Source organism: Enterococcus sp. AZ163 (genome assembly GCF_050498925.1).
GTDB lineage: Bacteria > Bacillota > Bacilli > Lactobacillales > Enterococcaceae > Enterococcus_A > Enterococcus_A ferrettii.
The window spans coordinates 2,204,833-2,227,628 of the sequence record NZ_JBIPAO010000001.1 but is presented as its reverse complement, the minus strand read 5'-3'; the positions used below and the strand labels follow the sequence as shown (position 1 = coordinate 2,227,628).

The window sequence follows — 22,796 nt, the reverse complement described above, 5'->3', positions numbered from 1 at the left end:
GACTTATCCCTCCTCGAGCCATTGTGCAATGGCTGATTCTATTTTTACAGTTTCATCCGGGTGCTGAACTAAATCAAACCAGTGGACCGGCATCCGATTACGAAACCAAGTCAGCTGGCGTTTAGCGTATCGTCTGGATTGTTGCTTCACATCTTCAACAGCCTGCTCTAACGATAGCTCCCCTTCGAAAAAGGGAAAGAATTCTTTATAGCCGATGCCTTGAGCAGCTTGCTGATCCTTGAAAGGGAACAGCTTCTCGGCTTCTTCCAGTACACCCTGTTGCATCATTAAATCCACCCGTTGATTAATTCTCTGATACAAGAGCGTACGATCCGCATCAAGTCCGATCAAATACGCATCATACAATAATTTCGGTGTTTCTTTCGGAGTTAAAATTGAATGTCCAGTAAGCTGATAAACTTCTAAAGCTCGAATAACCTTTTTCAAATTATTAAAATGGATTTTCTCAGCTGCCAAAGGATCCAGTGCTGCCAGCTTCTCCCACAAGGCTTGCTTGCCATGCTCTTCAGCAAAAGCGGCATATTTTTCCCGCAATGAAGGATCTTCCTGCTGGTTCTCATTGCCCAGCTTATAATCCCACAATAAAGATTGAATATAAAGTCCAGTGCCGCCTACAACAATTGGCAACTTCCCCCGTTGGTAAATCTCTTCAATTTTTTGTCTCGCAGCAACTTGAAAATCAGCTGCAGAATAGCTTTCAGTGATGTCGCGCACATCAATTAGATGATGAGGAACCCCTTCCATCTCTTCTGAGGTTACCTTGGCCGTACCTATATCCAAGGTACGATATACCTGCATCGAATCACCGCTGATGATTTCTCCATTAAAACGCTTAGCAAGTTCAATACTTAAGCTGGTCTTGCCAACAGCTGTCGGACCAACAATTGCGATTACTTTCTTCATCGCTTGATCCTGCTTCGTACTCGATGTGCCTTTTCCGGAAAGTCGGTAAACATCCCATCCACATTCAGATCCATACATTCAATCATCGATTGATAGAGATTGACTGTCCATGGACGAATCGGCTTCGGATAGCTCCCCACCATCGATAAATTCTCTTGTACCCACTCATAGCTGGGATGGATACCTTCGATAAAATCAATTTCTAAAGCCGCTTCAACCTTTGCCCGAGATTTCTTTAAAATCAAATCCAGCTGAGCCTCGGCTTCAATCTCGTGCATGATTCGCAAAGATTCCAGATTGAAGCTGGAATACCAATAAGTAAACGGCCAATCACGACTCTGCATGACCTCTGACAATGCGGCTTCAATATTAGGATAATGGTACTTATCAGTTTTAATTTCAATGTTCAAAATTCCACGATATTGCATTTGCAGCAGCAGGTTCAATACCTCCTGCAAAGTCGAAATTTTAGTAGCTTGATACTTTTTCGCAAACCAGCTGCCCGCGTCCAACTTCTTGATTTCCTCCAAAGTCAATTCGCGAACCAGCCCTTTACCATTAGTTGTTCGTTCCACACTTTCATCGTGAATCACGACCAGGTGCTTGTCTTTTGTCAAATGAACATCCAGCTCAATGCAATCTGCTCCTGCCCGTACAGCTTCTGCAAAGGCCGGCAAAGTGTTTTCTGGATGTGTTCCGCTGCTTCCACGGTGGGCCATAATTAAGGTCACGTAGTCTCACCTCTTACTTTTTACTTTACGTCAAAATAATGGAGTGGTTTTTTCGTCAGCTTACTTAACTGATTTTTCTTTTCATTAATGATTCCCACCAATTCGTCAGAAAAGGATTCCATCACGACACGACCACCCTTATAGGTGTAGCCTCCCATTTTTACGGTTTCTTCCGGCGACAAAATAGACTTCCGCTGCGAAATATTTTTGAAGAACTCTTCAATTAAATAGTTTGGCAAATAAAAATTATTTTGTGCTGCAAATGAGTGAAGATAGATGAAGTCATCAATAGTAATATAACAATCATCAAAAGAATTGAAACGGGCATAGTCTTCCATTAAAACATTCCGTTTTCCTAGCACTTCATTTATTTTTTTATTCAGAAGATTCAATGTTTCGATTTCTTTCACCCGATGTTCCAGGTCTCTTTTACGAATATCTTTTCTTTCTATATATCTGAAAAAAATAACAGCAGCAATTCCGACAATAGCTGCTCCGACCAATACGCCCAATAAGCCGATCAACGCTGTTTTCATTTTGTTCCTCCTCATTGTTTATGCGTTATTAATAGTAACATATTTTCCACTATCTGCGATAGCATTCAAACGTCAAAAAACAAAACTAAAATATTTGACCAAAACTGACCATTGGTGTATACTTTCTTTTAGGATTTAGCCTTTGAATGTGCTAAACTAATATATGACTACATTTTACAAGGAGGATTCACTATGAATTTAGTCCCTACAGTTATCGAACAATCATCCCGCGGTGAACGGGCCTATGACATTTATTCACGTCTATTAAAAGACCGCATCATCATGCTAAGCGGACAAGTAAATGACGATATGGCAAACTCAATTATCGCTCAATTACTTTTCTTGGATGCTCAAGACTCTGAAAAAGACATCTACCTTTACATCAACTCTCCAGGAGGAAGCGTATCTGCTGGTTTAGCGATCTTCGATACGATGAACTTCGTGAAAGCTGATGTTCAAACCATCGTTTTAGGTATGGCTGCATCAATGGGAAGCTTCTTATTGACTGCTGGTACCAAAAGTAAACGGTTTGCATTGCCAAACGCTGAGATCATGATTCACCAACCACTTGGCGGTGCACAAGGTCAAGCGACTGAAATCGAAATTGCGGCTCGTCACATTTTGAAGACCCGCGAACGTTTAAACAACATTTTGGCTGAACGTACTGGCCAACCAATCGAAATCATCGAAAAAGATACTGACCGTGACAACTTCATGACTGCTGAAGAAGCAAAAGCTTACGGCTTGATTGATGAAGTTATGGAAAACAAAGGTTCATTAAAGGGATAAACTGATTAAGGCCGAGACGTTTTGTCTCGGTTTTTTGTTTTGCACAAAAAAGTGAGTAGTCAGCCTACTCACTTTTCTGTGAACGTCCCGTTTGGTAATCAATCGTTACGCCCTCTTGGATATTATAAATGAAGACGTTATAGGAAACTTCATCATCCTCGATGCTCTGTGCTTCCATTTGAACCCCGCGGGCAACTAATTCATTCCCCTCAAAATAGGGAGTTACCCGATAGCGCACATGGTTTCCAGTCTTCTTTAGGTAGTCGGCTACTTGATTCTCATAGACCGTCATTCCCGGCGAATTCAGGCTGCTGGTTGCAGTCATTAAGTTCTTCAGGTTATTATTCTCTCCAGTTAGCCGAAAAGCAATTAAGTGCGCACGGTTGTATAAAGGCTGATCCTGATAAAACTTCTGCTGCCACCCCGTCGGCTTCACATATAGCCGCTCCCGTTCTTCTTTAGGAAATAAACTCTTATGCAGCATACCATCTGCTCGACCCACCCGGTTCAAGCTGTCTAAATCCGAAAACTGAGTACCCAGCGGCATTTTCAATTCTTCTTCAGTAAAATTCGGCTGATTATGATTCAGCTGAATGATCTGATGTTCTCCGTCATACGCAGGTATCTCAGCTAATTGTGCAACTTCAACTTTTTTTACCGAAGTATCCTCGGTGTGTTCCTGTGTATATAAGCCATATAAAGCAGCTATCAGCAATACGACACTGGTTAGAATCGTTACAGGAGTCTGCTTTTTACGTTTCTTTGCGATGGTGCTTCAACTCCTATTTGGTTTTTTGCCAAATTTCTTTGATTGCTGGCACATTCCCCAATTCAGTTAAATTGCTAGGCATAATAACGGTGTTGCTATTGTTTTCAACTACGTGTTTGAAGGCTTCAATACCTAGGTAGGCAATCATTTCTTCTGTCAATCCACTTTCAGAAATCGCTTGGTTGATTTCCTTGATCTTTAATTTTTCTGCTTCAGTAATCAACTTGATTCTTTCTGCCTCTGCAACAGCATCCATTTTAGTCCGTTCTGCCCTTGCCTGAGCGTCAATCTTCGTTTGCTTAGCCCGTGCTTCAGCATCAATTTGCATTTCTGAGGCTTTCGCTTCGGATTCTAAAATCACTGACTGCTTTTTACCTTCTGAAATTGTAATCAAGGATTCCTTGTCACGACTGGCGGTAATTAATTTGTTCATAGAATTGATGATTTCATTAGAAACCGAGATTTCTCCAATATTAATCCGGTCAATCGATAAGCCGTAACCAGCAGTGATGTGCTTCACACTTTCATACAAGCTCATGTTGATTTCTTCCGTTCCATTTAACACTTCATTCAATTCCATTTTCCCAATAATTCCCCGCAGGTTCGATTGACAATCCTGAATCATGGAAGTAACTGCATCCTCATTATCATAAACAAATGCACGTGCATCTGTTACATGATATTTAATAGCTTCATCAATCTCAACAATTACATTATCCCGCGTAATCACACTTTGCGGTTCAATCTGGATCGGTGTCTGCTTCAAAGAAACACGGCGACGTACATGATACAATACTGGGATTAAGAAATGCAAGCCTGGATCCAAAGACCGCACATATTTCCCAAAGCTTTCAACAACCTTCACTTCCCCCTGATGAACAATGACCACCATTCTGGAAACCACAAACAACACAACAACGACGAAAAATAAAAACAAGATGATATTAAAAATTATCAATGTAGTTCACTTCACTTTCTGTTTTTTCATTATTAACGACGACCAATAGTTCCCGACTGGTAAAATCAATCACCTCTAACATGCTTCCAGCTTCCGGTATCCCTTCAACTACTTTGTAATCGTACCAGCTGCCTAATATCTGAATGATACCAGTCTGCCTGTTGGTCTTACTGCGAAAAAGAGCACCTATTGCCTTTTGCATTTGATAATCCGCCACTATTCATCGACTCCTTTTTACTAGTATACCAAAGAAGTTTTATTAAACAGGTCATTTTTTGAAAAATTGCATATAGCTTTACATATTTCTGGAAATTTCTTACTATTAGGAAAATAAGGAGGAACAGCATGGAACAATCGAAAAAACAATGGTGGGCCTTATTAATTATTCCCATCGAATTACTTATAGGCGATTATATTTTTCCCCTCTTTTCTATTACGAACAAACCGATCCCTGCTCTGATTCTCACTACATTACTCTTTGGTACCGGCTTTGCCGTAATGATTTATATTTTTAAGGACTTTTTAAAAGCACAATGGCGGTTGTATCGCCACAAACTATTTTGGAAGCTGCTAATCAGTATTTTTCTGGTTGCTGGAGCCTTTCTGCTCTTGCATCTGGTTCGAGAACTAATCCCTGCTCATCTGTTAACAGTTAAAAGTGATTCTTCTGATACTGGTGCTCAATTATCCGCAGGATGGGCACTTTTGGCAGCTGTAATCCCCTTTATCGCACCATTCGCTGAAGAACTGACCTTCCGTTACCTATTATTAGGAAAGTTCACTAGCCGGGCAGTTAGGGGTGTTATGCTGATAGTACAAGGCATTCTTTTTGGCTTGATACATATCAGCAACTTTAACGGCAATATCTATGGAACGATTCCTTATATGGTAATTGGGATTTACTTTGGCGTAATTTACCTAGTATTTAACAACATCTGGGGGTCAATTATGGTTCACTGGATGTTCAACTCGATGAATTCGATTTTCCCTGCATTACTACTGTTTATCTTAAGCTTTTTTGGCGTTTAAGATAAACGAATAAACCCGTTATCCTGATTACGTGATTGCAATCAGGATAACGGGCTTTTTTTAGATTTTAAATCAATACTCTTCTATAGCTACTTCTTTTAATTCTTCTACATTTCTCATTTCATTAACCCTATTTATTTCTTCCAAAATATCCGGTGACAAACGGTAACCATATCCCCAGATCGTTTCAATAGCCTCTTCCTCAAATCCACCTTTCTCTAATTTGTGTTTTACACGCTTAATCAACAGCGACAGCTGGGATAAATGAGAGTTATTAGGCACATCGTTCCACAAAGCCTCACACATCTCTTGGCGAGAAACAGATTCACCCTGTGACTCGGTTAGACGCTGCAGCGTTTTTTTCTCCATTTTTGAGAACTTAATTTTAATGTCCTTTAAGTTCCTCTTTTTCATTTGATGAATGAGGTCTGTTTTGTGTGGATAACAACCTACTGTCCCCAGTTTTTCAACAAGCTGCTCCCTGAGTTGGTCCAACGTGTTTCCCTCGACTAGATAATCGTGTATTCCAATTAACTTTAATTGTTCTTTTTCTTTAGTAGAAGGATCGCTGGCAAATTTGCGCAACACCGCTCGGTTTTGACTCAAGAGATGTTCCAGAATTTGTTGAATCTCTTGGTTCGATATCGTTTCACTTAAAATAACCGCTTGATAAATAGGAAAGATAGGATCAATCGCATTGCCCATTAATAACTGATCCAAAAATTCAGTAGAGCAATAGACCTCATAGTTTAATCGTTGCAGCTGCTCCTGTAACTGTTGCTCAACCAGTAGATTTTTTGTTAAAACTAGAATTGAGCCCATAGTAGTTCCCCCTCGTAATAGTGATACTTTCATTCTTCGACCAGACAGCCTTCTTTTTAAAAGCAGCTGTCCTCCTCATGATGCCAGTAATAAATAGTTAATGCTTAATACTTCTTACCTTGAATTTTTTTCGGAAGGAAAGAAAGAAAAAAAGACCAACAAAGTTTGAAATCAAGCAGATTTTTTGTTAATTTATTAGTTGAGAAGAAATTAGTTTTATGAATTTTGAATTACATTCACCCGAATAATCTACCAATCTTTGAAACATGGATAGTTGTTTTTCTTTCAATCTCCCCGATCAAAATTAGTATAATTCTTTTTTTTAAAAAATGTGTATCCTGTTTTTGAAGAAAAGAGAATAAAAAGGAGAATACCCATGATTAACACACTATTATCAGAAAACAAATTTTTCAAACTCTGTATCCTTTACCGTTTTTATCAAAAAAGTAATGAACTACATACCATAAGCGATATTCAAGATAATTTAGGTGTCTACTTAGGAGTAACAGCGAAGACCACGCTCCGATATATTCATGAATTAAATGAAGAAATAGATCATCTGACGGGGCTTGACTCTTTCATCTACAAAACAGCACCCCATACTTATCAAATCAACCCAGCGTTTCTGGAGAAATCCTGTATGGTATTCAATACCATTCGATATTGCTATTTCAAGGAGTCGATCCCTTTCCAGGCTTGTTTGCAGCTCGTTATTGAAGGTGATCTTAGTATTAACGATCTCTGCGACTCCTTAGCAGTCAGTAGATCTTATGCTTACAAAGTCATACGAAACTTAAATAAATCACTAAAAAAATTCGATATAGCAATCACACAGGGCAACGATAAAAAACTAGCTTTTGAAGGCAACGAAGTAAATATTCGATTGTATGTATATAATTTTTTTATCTCTTGTGTTCCAAATTCTATCTGGTTGTTTCCAGTTGAAAAAGAAACGATTCAGAGACAGGTCCAAAAAATAGCCGCTAACCGGAAACTGTCAGAGTATTCCTTGAACAATTTATTGATTTTGTTTGGGATTTTGCATTGTCGTCTATCCAATGGGTTCTTGTTAAACGATCAAGAATTCGAAGTTTTGAGAAATTACTTTGAGCTCTCCCGTTTAGATTCCTTTGATTGTACTGACTACTTTTCTACTTACTGCAATGACCAGTTGAAAATAGCAAATGAGGAATTGGCTTTTAGCTTTTTTGTTCAGATTTTTCTAAATGATATTGTTTCAATTGATAAGATCTATCAAATAGCGGATCGGATTATCGCTGAAGACTCCACCATATATCAATTCATTGGACAGTTTATCAGCGATTATTCTGCCGACTTAAAAATTAGTCTGACCCAGCAGCAGTACAGACAGATTATTTATTACTATTATCTATTTTTTACCTTTTCCATTTCAGCTACTCGTGTGTATCTTTTAGATATTTGGAATCTGAATACGTTAGATTTTGAGCAATTACCTTACGTAAACGAACCCGTCCAACTTTTAGAGGCCGACGATAAAAAACAAAAGGAAATTGAACAAATATACACTAAGCTAATAAATGACCCGCGATTCGCTAGTATCCGTGAACTACTATTGGATAATAGTAATGTTAAGTACTTTATCAGCCTAACCTATATTCAATTAAGTATTCTTGATACTTCTCAAGTATCTATCTACCTGCATTTTATAAAGAACTATATCACTAAAAAATTTCTCAAAGAAAAATTACAGCTGATTTATCAAAATGGCCTGCTAAATTTTGTTGACGACTACGAAAATGCTGACATCATTATTACTGACAATCCAGAATATCTTAATGGTGACTATCGGATTGTTTTAGTCAATAACGTATTTGACCCAGTACAGTTTCTTCATATAATGAATGCTGTTAATAACGAAATACTCACTATTCTCAAATAATATCTTAGCGTTTCTAAAGCTAAAATCCCCGGCCAATCTTCCTCAATAGAGATAGCTGGGGATTTTACTTATTCCTTTATTTTTTTACATTCAGTTGCCGTTTCTCTTAAGTTTTTTTAACGTTTAGATTCAAAACGAACAATTTTGTCACATAGAAGCAAATCAATGTATTTTATTTAAACGTACTGATATGCTTGATAGTATCATTTTAGGATAAGTAAAATCTCAGGAGGTTAGATCATGAAGCGAGAGGAAAAGGTTACGCAAATGATGGATCAGATTAGTGCTGCTTATGCAGATGAAGCAGTCAAGCAAAGACCTGAGCTGCAGGATATTCTATTAGAAAATGCAGCGCTATTAGAAAAGAATGGCGAATACCAGCTGGTCGCCACTAAACTTTGCAAAGCTATCTCGTGGTATTATCTTTCCTACCGACAAGATTTTCCTAAAGCTATCGGCATTCTTTATAATCAAGTAAAAGGCGAAGCAGTGAAATATGATGCAGTTGCCATTAGTGCATTGATGATGCCGCTCTGGTTTTAGTTTATATATAAAGCAAGAACATGTTGCCGATTGTGGCAGCATGTTTTTTAATTTCTACAGCTTAAAACAACTCAAATAGCCGACAAAAAAAGCGAGATCGGCTATTCTTATTTTATCAAATCATCATACTATCCTGCTTACGATGATCGCGAATAAATTCAGGATAGCTCTCTTCTGCTTGATCAGTACTTAAATAAGTATAAAAATCAGGATTCAGCCCATATCCTTGGCCCCACTTGGTGATAATCGTGTCTCCTTGATAACCAGCTGCCTTGAACTTATTCTTAATCTTCGTAGTGATACAAGAAAGCTGGCTGCGATTCGAATCCGTCTCTCCTTCAGACCACAGCACTGCACAGATGTCACTGCGAGGAATTAATATTCCTTTCGCTTCCAACAACATCTTGAACAGCCGTTCTTCCTTCTTAGAAAAATAAATTCGACCTGCCGAAGTTTCGATGGTTCGATTCTCAATTTTATCAATCGCTGGAGATTCCAGCTTTTTATTTTCATGCAGCTCTTTGTAAAAGGCATTTTGCAACCGGACTAATTCTTCCCGGAATCCATCAAAGGAAAGGGATTTTTCCAGTCCACCAGTGACCCCCAACTCCTGCCAAACTCTTAGTTCTTCTTCATTCGGTTCATCCATCACCAAACGAACCACGAGACTATTGGTTTGATCAATGTAAGGGAGAAACTTCTCGATCTCTAAGTTGCTGATGGTTTCACTTAACATAATAACCGGGAAAAAATCGGTGATTGACAATAATTTTAGATTTCTGAAACTCTCTTTTGAACAAAACACTTCATAGTCCAACAATTGAAGCTGCTTTTGAAGCTGTTGTTCAGCTAAAATATTCTTGGTGAGAATCAGTACTTTATACACTTGTTCACACTCCTCGTTAGTCTCTGACTGTACAAATAGCTACTCTTGGTTTTCCGGATTCGCTTTACTAAAGCTTCCGTCTCTTGCCAGTCCATTTATTTTTAGTACCTCAGTGAACTTCTCCTTATCTGAAGCAGTCACTATATACTTATCTTCTAAATAGGTTAAGAATTCTTGTAAAGTTGTCGCTTCTGATTCCAGCATCAGGGTATACAGAATACCGAAGTTTACTTGATGCATCGCTTGTTCCGATCGCTCTTCATCTAAGTAGCGTTCAGAAATATGAAAAGCTTCATCCGTCGATCCGGTGTCTAACAAGTCATAGAGAACCTGTTGAACGGTGAGATTGGTTGATTTCCCAAATAACCGATTCACTCCCTGATGATCATCCTCCTGCACTAACGTATCCCTTTCTGCGAGACTCTCAGGAGCCGCAAAAAACTCACCTGCAAATAACCGCCCAGCCCTCCTTATAACTAATCTTTGGATCTGAATTGACCCCATAATGACTATCATACTCGCCGCCAGGCATTGCGAAGGTTGTATACATAGTCCAATGCGTCCACTCGTGCATAATATTGTGCATCAGCTTCTTTGTCTCAAAGTTCTTGTCACTGCGGTCATCCATCACAATGTCGGGAATTGCACGATTATCATGCCCATTGCGAGAAAAAGCATTGCTCTTATCAAGATATTTTCCCTGTTCAAAATTGATATTGATCGGTTTTATTGTGAACTTGGCAGTGTCAGGAAATAATTTGCGTGCCTGCTTTACAGCATTCGCCTGCGCCTGAACAGCTTGGTCAAAATAGTCATTGATTCGGCAGCTTGGAAATTATAGAAAAAGGTCTCTGCCTGTTTCTCTTTTCCAAACAACACCTGATGATTGGAATAATTAATGGTATTATCGCTACCTAATCTCAGTGTAAAAACAAAGCTGTAGGGCTTTTTATTATATTTTTGCACGTAGCCTCTTTGATCATTGCCTAAGATATAGCCTATTTTCAAGGAAGCACCTTGTGAAGGAATCGTGTGCAGTGCTACGTCCTTGATTTCCCCTTGGTTATTGGTGACCCCTTCGTGCAAAAACACTTCTTGCTCTTTCGTGACTAAACGAATAGTGTACCGGGTATTAGGTAACGGAACTGGAACAGAGTCCTCTGCACCATCTGTCACCCTCAGATAAAACCGTTTGAGCTGAACGGTCCGTGTTTTTTGGCTCTTTTTTCTTTTAGTACTGGTTTCTTCTGGATAATCGGCTGCGGCTTCGCCTGTTATGTCTACTGGGTCAAGGCAATCGGCGTCTTTTGCTTGCGTTATCAGTTGAAAGGCAAAGAAAAAAATGAGTAGCAGCAGGATGGATATTCCTTTCTTTTTCACAGGAACCTCTTTCCTATTCTTCAGCAGCCTTCAGAAAATCATCAATCATCGTTACGGTTGGCGCAAAGGGTTTTACTTGCTGCTGATCAATTAATTGTTTCACCTTACTGATAAAATCTTCGATCGATTCGTCTCCCCGGATCGTCGAAAACTGGCCAAAATCATACTGCCACCACTTTAATTGAAGCATCTGCTGAATACATTCAGGCGAAAAACGGAAGTTGATGATTTTTGCTGGACATCCTGCAACAATTGCATAAGGCGGGACATCCTTCGTAACAATCGCATGCGCAGCAATCACTGCCCCATCGTGAACCTTAATCCCTTTTGAACTAAACGTAACGTTCTCACCGATCCAAACATCATTGCCAATGTCAATTGGCTGACGTCGTAACTGATTTGGTGAAGGTTCAAATTGATTGGTCCATTTTTCCTTATAGGTATTCAGAGAAATATTCTTGGTTTCATACGTAATCTGGGAGGTGGTGAAGCGATCCATTGGATGATTCGGCCCCATTCGGCTTACACCTGGGGCAATCGAAGAGTAACGGCCAACGATTGTGTCCACTGGCAGATTACTGCGACTGTAACTGAAAGCTCCCATGGTGTGCAGATGAGTGCCCTTAACAAAGATTGAAAAGGGCTCAATCGCCACTGTACTATTCACAAACATCGGATCCTTCCCATGTACAAACCGGTTTTCTCGTGTGGTTAGTTTGGTAAAAATATCTCGTTCTATCAAAAGTCGATCCAACCCTTTGGAAAAAATAAATTTGTGGGTTCTCTGCCGTTTTTTTATTACAACAACCTCCTTTCCCATGAATGATACTACGACCACCTTCCCCGTTTTGGCCCCGCATTGTGAATGTATTTCTTCGCATCTTCTGGAATCCGCTGGGGAGAATCATCGGTATCCGCCTCCCAAGGATAAAGACCATTTTCATCCTTTTGGTAGCTATCTTCCACTGCATCCAATTCATCATAGGAGCGATGCTTTTTTAGTCGTTGCTTTAAAAAGGTAATAAAGGTTACTGTGATGAAAAGAATCAAGATCAGCTTTCGCATCCCTAAATTTTTTATCACTTCAAGAATGAGTTGTCCAAGCTCTGCCATTTCAATCCCTCTTTTCACGGCCTGTCTGTATGCGTCTACTATTGAACGTCATATTTTCCACTGTATAAGTCATTGATAAACTGCTTGGCTTCCGTATCCAAATAGGTACTTCTTTTGAGGAAGTAGAGCGAATGGCCTGTCTGGTCGAATAGCCGGGTCGGCGCATACCTTCCACGTTTGATCATGGTCGCATAGCGATTCAGATAAATCGCTAAAATGTCTTCTTTGCGCTTTTGCGGCACTTCTTCCAAACTAAAAACAAAACGAAAGACCTCTGCATAAATTTTCATCGCATCTCGTGGGGGTGTGCCGATTTTCGAAAGGGAAACCGTATCCCACTCGCCGCAGAAATAGTAGTCCTTCATATTCCCTAAAAACGCAATCTTGCGAACCACCGCATAAAGCTTCATTGAAAACCAATTGTCTTCACGTACCCTAATCTTGGTTGGGAATTCCAACTGATACCGATCCACAACTTCTTTACGCATCAGCTTGCCAACGATGTTCAAGCTGTTGTACAGCTTAGTATCAAGGAAATCCACTCCTTTGATAGCTGTAGGTGATTGGAAGCACGAACGACCAAGTGCGCGACGACTGCCCTCTGCTCGGAAATAAGGCATACAAACCAAATCCGTTTCTTCCTCCTCGATTGCCAATTGGTACGCATCCTCCAAGGCATGAGGGGTAAGGTAATCATCCGAGTCCACGAAGACCACCCATTTCCCTTTGGATTGCTTCAATCCTAGATTTCTAGGCACAGACGCACCGCCAGAGTTTTCCGCTAAACGCAGCACCCGCAAATGGTCAAAGTGTTCCTGAAATTCCTCAACCACTTTCACCGTCTGATCCGTCGAAGCATCATCGACCACAATCACTTCAAACTGCGAGTGGTCAAGAGTGGATTGCGCCAATTGAGTCAAACAATTGGCCAGTTCTTTTTCCCGATTGTAAACCGGAATAACCACAGAAATAGCCAGTGACTCTTCCTCTGAATTCTCAATAACTTCTGAATCCTCATCCGCTTCGTTAATCACTGCCTCAGTAACTTCTTCTGGTGAACTGTACACCTGATAATTAATCAACCCCGATAAGAAATGTTCCGCATCATCAATCCGCATTCGGCACCGATCATGACGCACATAAAAACCGCCAACAATCGTTTCCGGCTGGGCAAAGAACATCGCCAGCTCCGGCCACATGGTTCCCGTTCTTAATTCATGGATGGCTCGCTTCTCCATCACGCTCTTTAGCCAAGTGAACTCTTCTAAGGTAAACAGCGGTTCTTCAAAATCAATCTCTTGAATCCGATCGAACATTTTAACTGCCGCCACCACTAGTTCCAACATCGTTGGATAAGCGGTGTCTCTTTTCTCAATAAAGGCTAAATTCTCCAAGGCATTCCGAATCCCAAACTCAAAATACTTTCGTTTCGGTAGGTAAGTCGTCAGTTCATTGACTGAATAACTCAGCCAATGATCATGGTATCGTTCATACCTTTTTTGAATAAAGTGATTCATTAACAGCTCCGCCAGGTCCAGCCATTCTTTTTTACCGACTAATGGGTAGGCCCGCATAATCGCAAACAACGCTTCCCCATCGTAATAAATAATCCTGAAGGCTTCGCTCTCTGTTAACTCTTCATTCAGCACATGAGTGGTTGACCCATCTTCTGCAATAAACGACTTCATCCCATGTAAGAACTTTTCAATTGAAGGTAGAAACTGTTGATTCCCAGTGACTGTTTGATACTTGGTCAATGCCAAAATAACCATCGCCTGAGCCCCCAGCTTTACTTCCTCGCCGTCAACCACATAGTAGGCATCTTCAGTCACTTTGGTCAGATGCATGAGTCCCCATTGCAGACCCTGTTCAATCTTTTCTAAAAAGTCAGCTCTCACCAATTCCTGTTCTCGCAAATAATCGTAGGCTTCCAGCAACGCATACAAACTGGAATAGTGTCGGACACTGTTGTAGCTATTGATTTTCCTGCCACGTACCGGGAAATAGCCATAGATAAACTTGCCCGTCCCGGTAATCTGATCCACCAAGTATTGAGCCCCATGTCGAATGCCCTGCTCCAAGATGGTCCACTGATTGTCTGCTCCAATTTTCCGTACGCCCTGTCCATAGCCCTCCGTTTCCATCGAATAAGTTTTTCCGTCTTCAATAAAGACGCCCTTCTTTGTGAAAAACGTCCACTCTTCACCAAAATGAACTGGCGAGTTTCCCTCATCCTTTTGATCGCGGTAGTGACTATATTTTTGGATATTCTCTTCACTACTCATTAAACGCGCATCTCTTCTAGCTATTCGATGCTCTGGATGAGGAACCAGTAGCGCATTCCCAGTAATTTCTTCAGGTAAAAAGGTCGAACAAGGATCTTCGTTGAAGGACACACCATAAGGGAAATAATTATTCCGCTGTGTTTGAAAGATGGCCTGTTGTCCTTCTTTTGCACTCACCTTCTTCACTGTGTTCAGTCTTTCAATTTTTACCCATTTGGGAAAAATCGAAAAGGCATCTAAATACTTTTCTATTTTTAGCCAGCCCTGTTCAAAATTATCGCTGCTAGTCTGCCAGACCTGTCCCCGTTTATTTTCCGAACAGGTAGTCACAAAGAAATGAACCGGTTCATTTTTGGCTTGGTCAAACAATTTTTTTCTTGCTTCTGCTAACTCTTTTCTCACACCATCACCTTACTTCTTTTTTTAAGATTGCCGCTGGTTTAATTTACTCTATAAGTTCCAGTGAAAACTCAGGCGTTAAGCAATACCCGCTGCCCCAAATAGTCCGCAGTAAGTCTTCGCTAAACCCTGATTCTTTCAGCTTTTGCTTAATTTTTTTCACTAACACGGACAACTGTGACATGCGAGAATGATTAAGCTCTTCTTTCCATAAGTAGTCGCACAGCTCCTCGCGGGAAACAATTTCACCATTGGCTTCCTGTAAATAAAGGAATACCTTCTTTTCCTTTTTCGTTAATGTCTTTAGAAAATGTTCCAGCAGCTTTTCCGTCATAACGGAATGCTGCTGGTGAGAAGCACGTTCCTGCTCTTCGGTTTGCTGCAGCAGCTCCATCTTCTCAGCTAAGCGCTCCCTCAGCTGGTCACAAGGAATATCGCCTGAAATCCATTCCTTCAATCCTAACTTCCTCAGTTGTTCCTGTTCCTCTAAAGAGGGCGCCACACTGAATTTGCGAAAGATCACAAGGTTCCCTGAGACCATTTTCGGTAAGAGTTCCGCAATTTCTCGATTGGTGATGGTTTCACTGAAGATGATCACCTGGTGGTCCACCATTACATACCCTTCTTTTCTCAATTGGTGAAAGGCTTGAACCGAGCACAGCACTTCATAATTCAACTGCTGCAATTGTTCCTGTAACTGTTGTTCTACTAAAATATTCTTGGTTAATAGTAAGATTAGCCGCATACCATTCATTCCCTCTCTTCCACATAAGCCATCTGCTGGTCCTTCAATACGATTGAATCGGAAGCTGAAAGGCTTGGGCAGCTGCTTCTGACAGCTGCTTCATCGGTGTCACTTCAATTAATTCTGCCTGAACCACCAACCGATTCGTTGCATACAAGTCCCCGCAAGTAATCAGTGTCAACAGCTTTTTCTCAGGTACGACATCCAATACCTCTGTTTTAGTTGGCACAACCTTTTCCTTTTCAATTACTTCGTATGTATACACATAGGAAAGGTCGGTTAAATAAATGAGGTCACCCAACATGATATTCTCTAATGGCGTAAACAATAAATCCGGCTGATCCGACCGATGACTGGCTAAGGCATAATTGCCTGCACCCATCTCCTGATCAGGCGAAAGTGTACCTGCACCATAAAGCAAGGCCTCATTCGATAATCCCTTAAAAATCGGCAGCCGAATCTTCACACTTGGAATCGCAATACTGGCAATCACTGGCAGTTCTTTTTTTTCTCCAGCCAGCTGAGATTTTACCACTGCTTCTGAAGAGAGAGACTTCACTTGGTCGAAATCGAAAGTTTCTTCTTTCTGCTTGTTCTTTTCTAAGTCCCGCTTAGAAAGCTGACTAATGTCATAAACAGCACCCGTGTGACGTATGAAAAAATTGATTAGCGGTTTATTAAATAGAAGAAACAGACCCACAACGATCAGTAAAAAAGAACAAAATCGCAAAACTTTTTTCTTCATATTTTCCCTTTCTGTTAAAAAGAAGCTTGTAAGGGTAAAAAAACGAACGATCCGTCTAAAAAGATTAATTCTTTGTTCTAGAGAGATCGTTCGTTTCCTTATTACTTCCTACTCATCTTTATCGAAAAACTCATCAATCGTGTCTTTGGTCCTGCTTTTTTTTCGTTTAAGTTTATCTTTTAGTCCCAATAATCCAAGACCTAGCAAGCCGAGCCCGGCTGCTGGATAAGCAGCTTCCTTCACATCGGCCCCTGTCTTAGGTAATGCCCCTGTCTTCGTAGTTCGACCGGTTGTCTTTTTCAGGTTTGAACTTACCATAGGTTTACCATCGGAATCTGAATCGCTATCCGAGTCCGAATCACTGTCTGAATCTGAGTCGCTATCCGTATCTGAATCACTGTCTGAGTCTGAGTCACTGTCCGAATCTGAATCACTATCAGAATCTGAGTCACTATCCGTATCTGAGTCACTATCCGTATCTGAATCACTATCCGTATCTGAGTCACTGTCAGTGTCTGAATCACTGTCTGAGTCCGAATCGCTGTCCGAGTCTGAATCGCTGTCAGTGTCTGAATCACTATCGGAATCTGAGTCGCTGTCCGAATCTGAATCACTGTCTGAGTCCGAATCGCTGTCCGAGTCTGAGTCACTGTCTGAGTCCGAATCGCTGTCAGTGTCTGAATCACTATCGGAATCTGAGTCACTATCCGAGTCTGAATCGCTATCCGATTCATTATCAGCTCTTACGATATCCTTCACCTTTTCGCTCTCTTTTTGTTCTTCTCCAGGCTGATGCCCCTTCAGAATAATTTCAACTACGTCACCTTCTTCCAAGGTAATACCTGCCATACGAGCAAGATAGTCATTTAAGTCAATCGAGAAGCTGCTTCCAGGAGTCATTGGAACATCTGCGATAAACAATTGGCCGTTAATATATAGATCCATCGTGTAGTACCGGTCAAAATCAGTATCTTGATCTGGCACAAAGCCAGTAATGACTGAGCCACCTACATAGTTTGGATCCAGTGTTGGTGGAGTAACCACCCAATCTTCATAGTCAACATCCCCATCAGAATCCGAGTCGCTGTCCGAATCTGAATCACTGTCTGAGTCCGAATCACTGTCCGAATCTGAGTCGCTATCTGAATCTGAATCACTGTCCGTATCTGAGTCACTATCCGAGTCTGAATCACTGTCCGTATCTGAGTCACTATCCGAGTCTGAATCGCTATCTGAATCTGAGTCACTATCCGAGTCTGAATCACTGTCCGTATCTGAGTCGCTATCTGAATCCGAATCACTATCTGAGTCTGAGTCACTATCCGAGTCTGAATCGCTATCTGAATCTGAGTCACTATCCGAGTCTGAATCGCTATCTGAATCTGAGTCACTATCCGAGTCTGAATCGCTGTCTGAGTCTGAGTCACTATCCGAATCTGAATCACTGTCTGAGTCCGTATCGCTATCCGAATCTGAGTCACTATCCGAGTCTGAATCGCTGTCCGTATCTGAGTCGCTATCCGAGTCCGTATCGCTGTCTGTATCTGAATCACTATCCGAGTCTGAGTCACTGTCTGAATCTGAATCACTATCCGAGTCTGAGTCACTGTCTGAATCTGAATCACTATCCGAGTCTGAGTCACTGTCCGAATCTGAGTCACTATCCGAGTCTGAATCGCTATCTGAATCCGAATCGCTGTCTGTATCTGAATCGCTATCTGAGTCCGTATCGCTATCTGAGTCCGTATCGCTATCCGAATCACTGTCTGTATCTGAGTCGCTATCTGAATCCGAATCGCTGTCCGTATCTGAGTCGCTGTCCGAGTCTGAATCGCTATCTGAATCTGAGTCGCTGTCTGAGTCGCTATCCGAATCTGAGTCACTGTCTGAGTCTGAGTCACTATCCGAATCTGAGTCACTGTCTGAATCTGAATCACTATCCGAGTCTGAGTCACTGTCCGAATCTGAGTCACTATCCGAGTCTGAATCGCTATCTGAATCCGAATCGCTATCTGAGTCCGTATCGCTATCTGAGTCCGTATCGCTATCTGAGTCCGTATCGCTATCTGAGTCCGTATCGCTATCTGAGTCCGTATCGCTATCCGAATCACTGTCTGTATCTGAGTCGCTATCTGAATCCGAATCGCTGTCCGTATCTGAGTCGCTGTCCGAGTCTGAATCGCTATCTGAATCTGAGTCGCTGTCTGAGTCGCTATCCGAATCTGAGTCACTGTCTGAGTCTGAGTCACTATCCGAATCTGAATCACTGTCTGAGTCCGTATCGCTATCCGAGTCCGAATCGCTGTCTGAATCTGAATCACTATCCGAGTCTGAGTCACTGTCTGAGTCCGAATCACTATCCGAATCTGAATCACTGTCTGAGTCTGAATCGCTATCGGAATCTGAGTCACTGTCTGAGTCCGAATCGCTATCTGAATCTGAGTCACTATCCGAATCTGAATCGCTATCCGAGTCTGAATCACTGTCCGAATCTGAGTCGCTATCTGAGTCCGAGTCGCTGTCTGAGTCCGAATCACTATCCGAATCTGAATCACTGTCTGAGTCTGAATCGCTATCTGAATCTGAATCACTGTCTGAGTCTGAATCGCTATCTGAATCTGAGTCACTGTCTGAGTCCGAATCGCTATCCGAGTCTGAGTCACTGTCTGAGTCCGAATCGCTATCCGAGTCTGAATCACTATCCGAATCTGAGTCACTATCCGAGTCTGAATCACTGTCCGAATCTGAGTCGCTATCCGAATCTGAATCACTGTCCGAATCTGAGTCACTATCCGAGTCTGAATCGCTATCGGAATCTGAGTCACTATCCGAATCTGAATCGCTGTCTGAGTCTGAGTCACTATCCGAATCTGAATCACTGTCTGAGTCCGAATCGCTATCCGAATCTGAGTCGCTATCCGAGTCTGAATCGCTGTCCGAATCTGAGTCACTGTCTGTGTCCGAATCACTATCCGAATCTGAATCACTGTCTGAGTCTGAATCGCTATCGGAATCTGAGTCACTGTCCGAGTCTGAATCGCTATCGGAATCTGAGTCACTATCCGAATCTGAATCGCTGTCCGAGTCTGAATCACTATCCGAATCTGAGTCACTGTCTGAGTCCGAATCACTATCCGAATCTGAATCACTGTCTGAGTCTGAATCGCTGTCCGAATCTGAGTCGCTATCCGAGTCCGAATCGCTGTCTGAATCTGAATCACTATCCGAGTCTGAGTCACTGTCTGTGTCCGAATCACTATCCGAATCTGAATCACTGTCTGAGTCTGAATCGCTATCGGAATCTGAGTCACTGTCTGTGTCCGAATCGCTATCGGAATCTGAGTCACTGTCTGTGTCCGAATCGCTATCCGAGTCTGAATCACTATCCGAATCTGAGTCGCTATCTGAGTCCGAGTCGCTGTCTGAGTCCGAATCACTATCCGAGTCTGAGTCACTGTCTGTGTCCGAATCGCTATCCGAGTCTGAGTCACTGTCCGTATCTGAGTCACTATCCGAGTCTGAATCACTGTCCGTATCTGAGTCACTATCCGAGTCTGAATCACTGTCCGTATCTGAGTCGCTATCCGAATCTGAATCGCTGTCCGTATCTGAGTCGCTATCCGAATCTGAATCGCTGTCTGAGTCCGAATCGCTGTCTGAATCTGAATCACTATCCGAATCTGAATCACTGTCTGAGTCTGAATCGCTATCGGAATCTGAGTCACTGTCTGAGTCCGAATCGCTATCGGAGTCTGAATCACTATCCGAATCTGAGTCACTATCCGAGTCTGAATCACTGTCCGTATCTGAGTCACTATCCGAGTCTGAATCGCTATCGGAATCTGAATCACTGTCCGAATCTGAGTCACTATCCGAGTCTGAATCACTGTCCGAATCTGAGTCACTATCCGAGTCTGAATCACTGTCCGTATCTGAGTCGCTATCCGAATCTGAATCACTGTCCGAATCTGAGTCACTATCCGAGTCTGAATCGCTGTCCGAATCTGAATCTGAGTCACTATCCGAATCTGAATCACTGTCGGAGTCCGAATCGCTATCCGAATCTGAGTCGCTATCCGAGTCTGAATCGCTATCCGAATCTGAGTCGCTATCTGAGTCTGTATCACTGTCGGAGTCCGAATCTGAATCGCTATCTGAATCTGAGTCACTGTCGGAGTCTGAATCACTATCCGAATCTGAGTCACTGTCTGAATCTGAATCACTATCCGAGTCTGAGTCGCTATCTGAGTCCGAATCGCTATCTGAGTCTGAGTCACTGTCTGAATCGCTATCCGAATCTGAGTCACTGTCTGTGTCCGAATCACTATCTGAGTCTGTATCACTATCCGACTCATCATCTCTCAAGTATATAATTTCAGTTTCTTCCTCTGGATTCTCAACAATTGGAGCTTTATAACCTTTAGTTGGATCATTTTCGTCAACAAAGTCTAACTCTTGGCCATCTTTGTCAGTTGCTATGAAGCCTGGATAGTAAGGAACAACTAAATTTTCTGCTATACCACTTGGATTTTCTGGATCATTCTCATATTGTACAAATGCAGTTTCTGGTACTTCAGGATCTTCAGTAATAGGAACGGACCAAATAAACCCTCCCAGTTGATGATACACGTACGTAACTACTGGTGTGTCATCTGCACCAATCACCCCTTCAGATGATTCTGCTTGCTTCTCTATAAAGAGATAGCCAGTTTCAATGTCAATTTTATCCGTAATCGTATCGCCAACTTTTGCGGTCTCTGTTTTTTCATTAATTAAAAGACCATCTTTATCTATATATTGATAGGTAATTGTTTTCTCATGACCGTCATAGATATAGGTAACAACAGTTTGATCCTCTGCCAGAACGGTATTAGAATTACTATCCATTTGGACAAAGTCATAACCAGGAATGACTTCTTCTTTGTTGGTAACACTATCATCAAATCGTTGCGTATCCGTTACTTGTGGATGGATTTCCTCTCCATGTTGATTCAAATATCGATACGTAACTGTTGACGCGTTTCCTTCATAGATATAGATGATGACTGATGAACCATCTGGCTGAGCAACGATGTCTCCTTCTCTTCTCACAAAGGTATAATGGTCAAATGTCTTTGCTTCAGAATCAGTTATCGTTTGGCCAACTACATAGTCAGAATTCACTTCATCTTCAGTTAATTCCTTCCCAGTGTCACTTAGATAACGGTAGGTGACTGTGGTTGGGTTCCCCTCATAGACATAGGTCACTCGTGACTCATCATTTTCTAAAACCGTTTCTGCTGAACCTGCTTGCACTTCTTTGAAGGTATAGTTAGGAATATCCAATTTATTCTCTGGAACAGCAGCTCCTACTTCTTCTTCAAGAGTGGTCTCTTCAGCAATCATGTTACCAAATGTATCTACATAACTGTAGGTGACATTAGCTTTTGCCACCCATTGGTCAGAAAGAGGACCTGGTTGACCTCTGTACGCTTTAACCTCCTCGACAACCAAAATTCTCAATTGAGCATGTGCTGCGGTATCCGCTACTAGATCACTCGTGGCTTTCGTTGGTGGGTTGTCAGTAACAGCTTTATATGTTGCTTTTAAAGTATCATAGGCTGGACCAATGAAGTTTTTGTAGGTGGCGTTTTTACTAGGAGTCCGCTTATCATTATTTATTTCTGTCATTGCCTTCTGCATTGCATCATTTCTTAACCCTCTAGCCTCATCAATCGCTACATCCAATTCGTCAGCGGCAGCTTGAACAACTTCTCTATTCAAAGAATTAGCTGTTCTGACAGCGAGCATATTCTCTATTTTTTCAATAACCCCCGGTTCATTGATCAATGCTCCTGTTCTATTTAAAGCAGCGAGAACAACCTCTACCCAAATTTTCTTTTTTGCAGGAGATGCAGCAACATCATCAGGCTCTTCAAAGTAGTTTGTAGATTGTAGACCGATTTCATTACTCAAGGAAATAAACTCGTTCACTGTCTCAAAGGTAAACTCTGAATGATTATCTAACGTATCTTGTGGCAAAGCTGTCGTTGCGTACACATTTCCAGCTGTCAAAGAACTCAAAAACAATACCAATAACGGGCTGCTGGCCAAGACTATTTTCTTGCCGTTTCTTCGATAGATGATCGTTTTTTCATTTAAGGGTTGATATTCACGTTTCATCCCGTCTAAATCCATTAACATTTTCCTCCTCTTGAAAAAATGAAGCTGCACAAGCTTGG

Annotated in this window: 20 protein-coding genes; 4 read left to right on the top strand and 16 right to left on the bottom strand. The window is 41.6% G+C overall.

From position 1 onward, the window contains the following. Positions 1-3: 3 nt before the first annotated feature. The 3 genes from miaA to IGI46_RS10485 are packed head-to-tail and all read right to left on the bottom strand — an operon-like array spanning position 4 to position 2,191. Complete coding sequence (miaA, locus tag IGI46_RS10495) at positions 4-924, bottom strand: tRNA (adenosine(37)-N6)-dimethylallyltransferase MiaA (RefSeq protein ID WP_429973414.1); 921 nt, start codon at positions 922-924, stop codon at positions 4-6. Next, positions 921-1,655, bottom strand: coding sequence for a glycerophosphodiester phosphodiesterase (locus tag IGI46_RS10490; protein WP_429973413.1), 735 nt, complete (start codon positions 1,653-1,655; stop codon positions 921-923). The genes miaA and IGI46_RS10490 overlap by 4 nt, the downstream gene beginning before the upstream one ends. Before the next feature lie 20 nt (positions 1,656-1,675). Further along, positions 1,676-2,191 carry a hypothetical protein gene (locus tag IGI46_RS10485; RefSeq protein WP_207703388.1) on the bottom strand — a complete coding sequence of 172 codons (516 nt, stop codon included), beginning with the start codon at positions 2,189-2,191 and terminating at the stop codon, positions 1,676-1,678. 192 nt (positions 2,192-2,383) lie between these two features. Here IGI46_RS10485 and clpP point away from each other — a divergent pair, with 192 nt between their 5' ends. Beyond that, positions 2,384-2,980 (top strand): ATP-dependent Clp endopeptidase proteolytic subunit ClpP, encoded by a 597-nt coding sequence (gene clpP / locus IGI46_RS10480; RefSeq protein WP_429973412.1) that lies wholly within the window; start codon positions 2,384-2,386, stop codon positions 2,978-2,980. A gap of 64 nt (positions 2,981-3,044) precedes the next feature. On the opposite strand, the gene IGI46_RS10475 is transcribed toward clpP, so the two are convergent. The 3 genes from IGI46_RS10475 to IGI46_RS10465 form a co-directional block, all read right to left on the bottom strand. Beyond that, complete coding sequence (locus tag IGI46_RS10475) at positions 3,045-3,689, bottom strand: DNA/RNA non-specific endonuclease (RefSeq protein ID WP_429973964.1); 645 nt, start codon at positions 3,687-3,689, stop codon at positions 3,045-3,047. Positions 3,690-3,762: 73 nt separating this feature from the next. Next, positions 3,763-4,707, bottom strand: coding sequence for an SPFH domain-containing protein (locus IGI46_RS10470; RefSeq protein WP_429973411.1), 945 nt, complete (start codon positions 4,705-4,707; stop codon positions 3,763-3,765). Continuing rightward, positions 4,694-4,924: a hypothetical protein gene (locus tag IGI46_RS10465; protein ID WP_207703385.1), complete on the bottom strand. Its 231-nt coding sequence runs from the start codon at positions 4,922-4,924 to the stop codon at positions 4,694-4,696. The genes IGI46_RS10470 and IGI46_RS10465 overlap by 14 nt, the downstream gene beginning before the upstream one ends. Before the next feature lie 128 nt (positions 4,925-5,052). Between IGI46_RS10465 and IGI46_RS10460 the strand changes: the two genes are divergently transcribed. Then, on the top strand, positions 5,053-5,736 hold the full coding sequence (locus tag IGI46_RS10460) for a CPBP family intramembrane glutamic endopeptidase (protein ID WP_429973410.1): 684 nt from the start codon (positions 5,053-5,055) through the stop codon (positions 5,734-5,736). 72 nt (positions 5,737-5,808) lie between these two features. Here the strand turns inward: IGI46_RS10460 and IGI46_RS10455 are convergent, their stop codons facing one another. Next, a complete protein-coding gene (locus IGI46_RS10455; protein WP_429973409.1) occupies positions 5,809-6,558 on the bottom strand; it encodes a winged helix-turn-helix domain-containing protein in 750 nt (249 codons plus the stop codon). A 376-nt stretch (positions 6,559-6,934) separates the two neighbouring features. Here IGI46_RS10455 and IGI46_RS10450 point away from each other — a divergent pair, with 376 nt between their 5' ends. After that, positions 6,935-8,479, top strand: coding sequence for a helix-turn-helix domain-containing protein (locus tag IGI46_RS10450; protein WP_429973408.1), 1,545 nt, complete (start codon positions 6,935-6,937; stop codon positions 8,477-8,479). Between the two features lie 240 nt (positions 8,480-8,719). Further along, positions 8,720-9,022, top strand: coding sequence for a bacteriocin immunity protein (locus IGI46_RS10445; RefSeq protein WP_207703381.1), 303 nt, complete (start codon positions 8,720-8,722; stop codon positions 9,020-9,022). 115 nt (positions 9,023-9,137) lie between these two features. Here the strand turns inward: IGI46_RS10445 and IGI46_RS10440 are convergent, their stop codons facing one another. From IGI46_RS10440 to IGI46_RS10400, 9 genes are all read right to left on the bottom strand, one after another. Continuing rightward, positions 9,138-9,908, bottom strand: a complete 771-nt coding sequence (locus tag IGI46_RS10440) for a helix-turn-helix domain-containing protein (RefSeq protein ID WP_429973407.1) — start codon at positions 9,906-9,908, stop codon at positions 9,138-9,140. Between the two features lie 39 nt (positions 9,909-9,947). Further along, complete coding sequence (locus IGI46_RS10435) at positions 9,948-10,412, bottom strand: hypothetical protein (RefSeq protein WP_429973406.1); 465 nt, start codon at positions 10,410-10,412, stop codon at positions 9,948-9,950. Between the two features lie 267 nt (positions 10,413-10,679). Then, positions 10,680-11,288 carry a hypothetical protein gene (locus tag IGI46_RS10430; RefSeq protein ID WP_429973405.1) on the bottom strand — a complete coding sequence of 203 codons (609 nt, stop codon included), beginning with the start codon at positions 11,286-11,288 and terminating at the stop codon, positions 10,680-10,682. 13 nt (positions 11,289-11,301) lie between these two features. Continuing rightward, positions 11,302-11,961 (bottom strand): CatB-related O-acetyltransferase, encoded by a 660-nt coding sequence (locus IGI46_RS10425; RefSeq protein WP_429973404.1) that lies wholly within the window; start codon positions 11,959-11,961, stop codon positions 11,302-11,304. 155 nt (positions 11,962-12,116) lie between these two features. Beyond that, positions 12,117-12,401 (bottom strand): hypothetical protein, encoded by a 285-nt coding sequence (locus IGI46_RS10420; RefSeq protein ID WP_429973403.1) that lies wholly within the window; start codon positions 12,399-12,401, stop codon positions 12,117-12,119. Positions 12,402-12,439: 38 nt separating this feature from the next. Then, positions 12,440-15,088: a glycosyltransferase family 2 protein gene (locus IGI46_RS10415; protein ID WP_429973402.1), complete on the bottom strand. Its 2,649-nt coding sequence runs from the start codon at positions 15,086-15,088 to the stop codon at positions 12,440-12,442. 43 nt (positions 15,089-15,131) lie between these two features. Further along, positions 15,132-15,839, bottom strand: coding sequence for a winged helix-turn-helix domain-containing protein (locus IGI46_RS10410; RefSeq protein ID WP_429973401.1), 708 nt, complete (start codon positions 15,837-15,839; stop codon positions 15,132-15,134). A gap of 34 nt (positions 15,840-15,873) precedes the next feature. Beyond that, positions 15,874-16,575: a class A sortase gene (locus IGI46_RS10405; RefSeq protein WP_429973400.1), complete on the bottom strand. Its 702-nt coding sequence runs from the start codon at positions 16,573-16,575 to the stop codon at positions 15,874-15,876. Positions 16,576-16,683: 108 nt separating this feature from the next. After that, entirely contained in the window at positions 16,684-22,752 is a 6,069-nt protein-coding gene (locus IGI46_RS10400; RefSeq protein WP_429973399.1) for a MucBP domain-containing protein, read from the bottom strand. Positions 22,753-22,796: the final 44 nt, after the last annotated feature.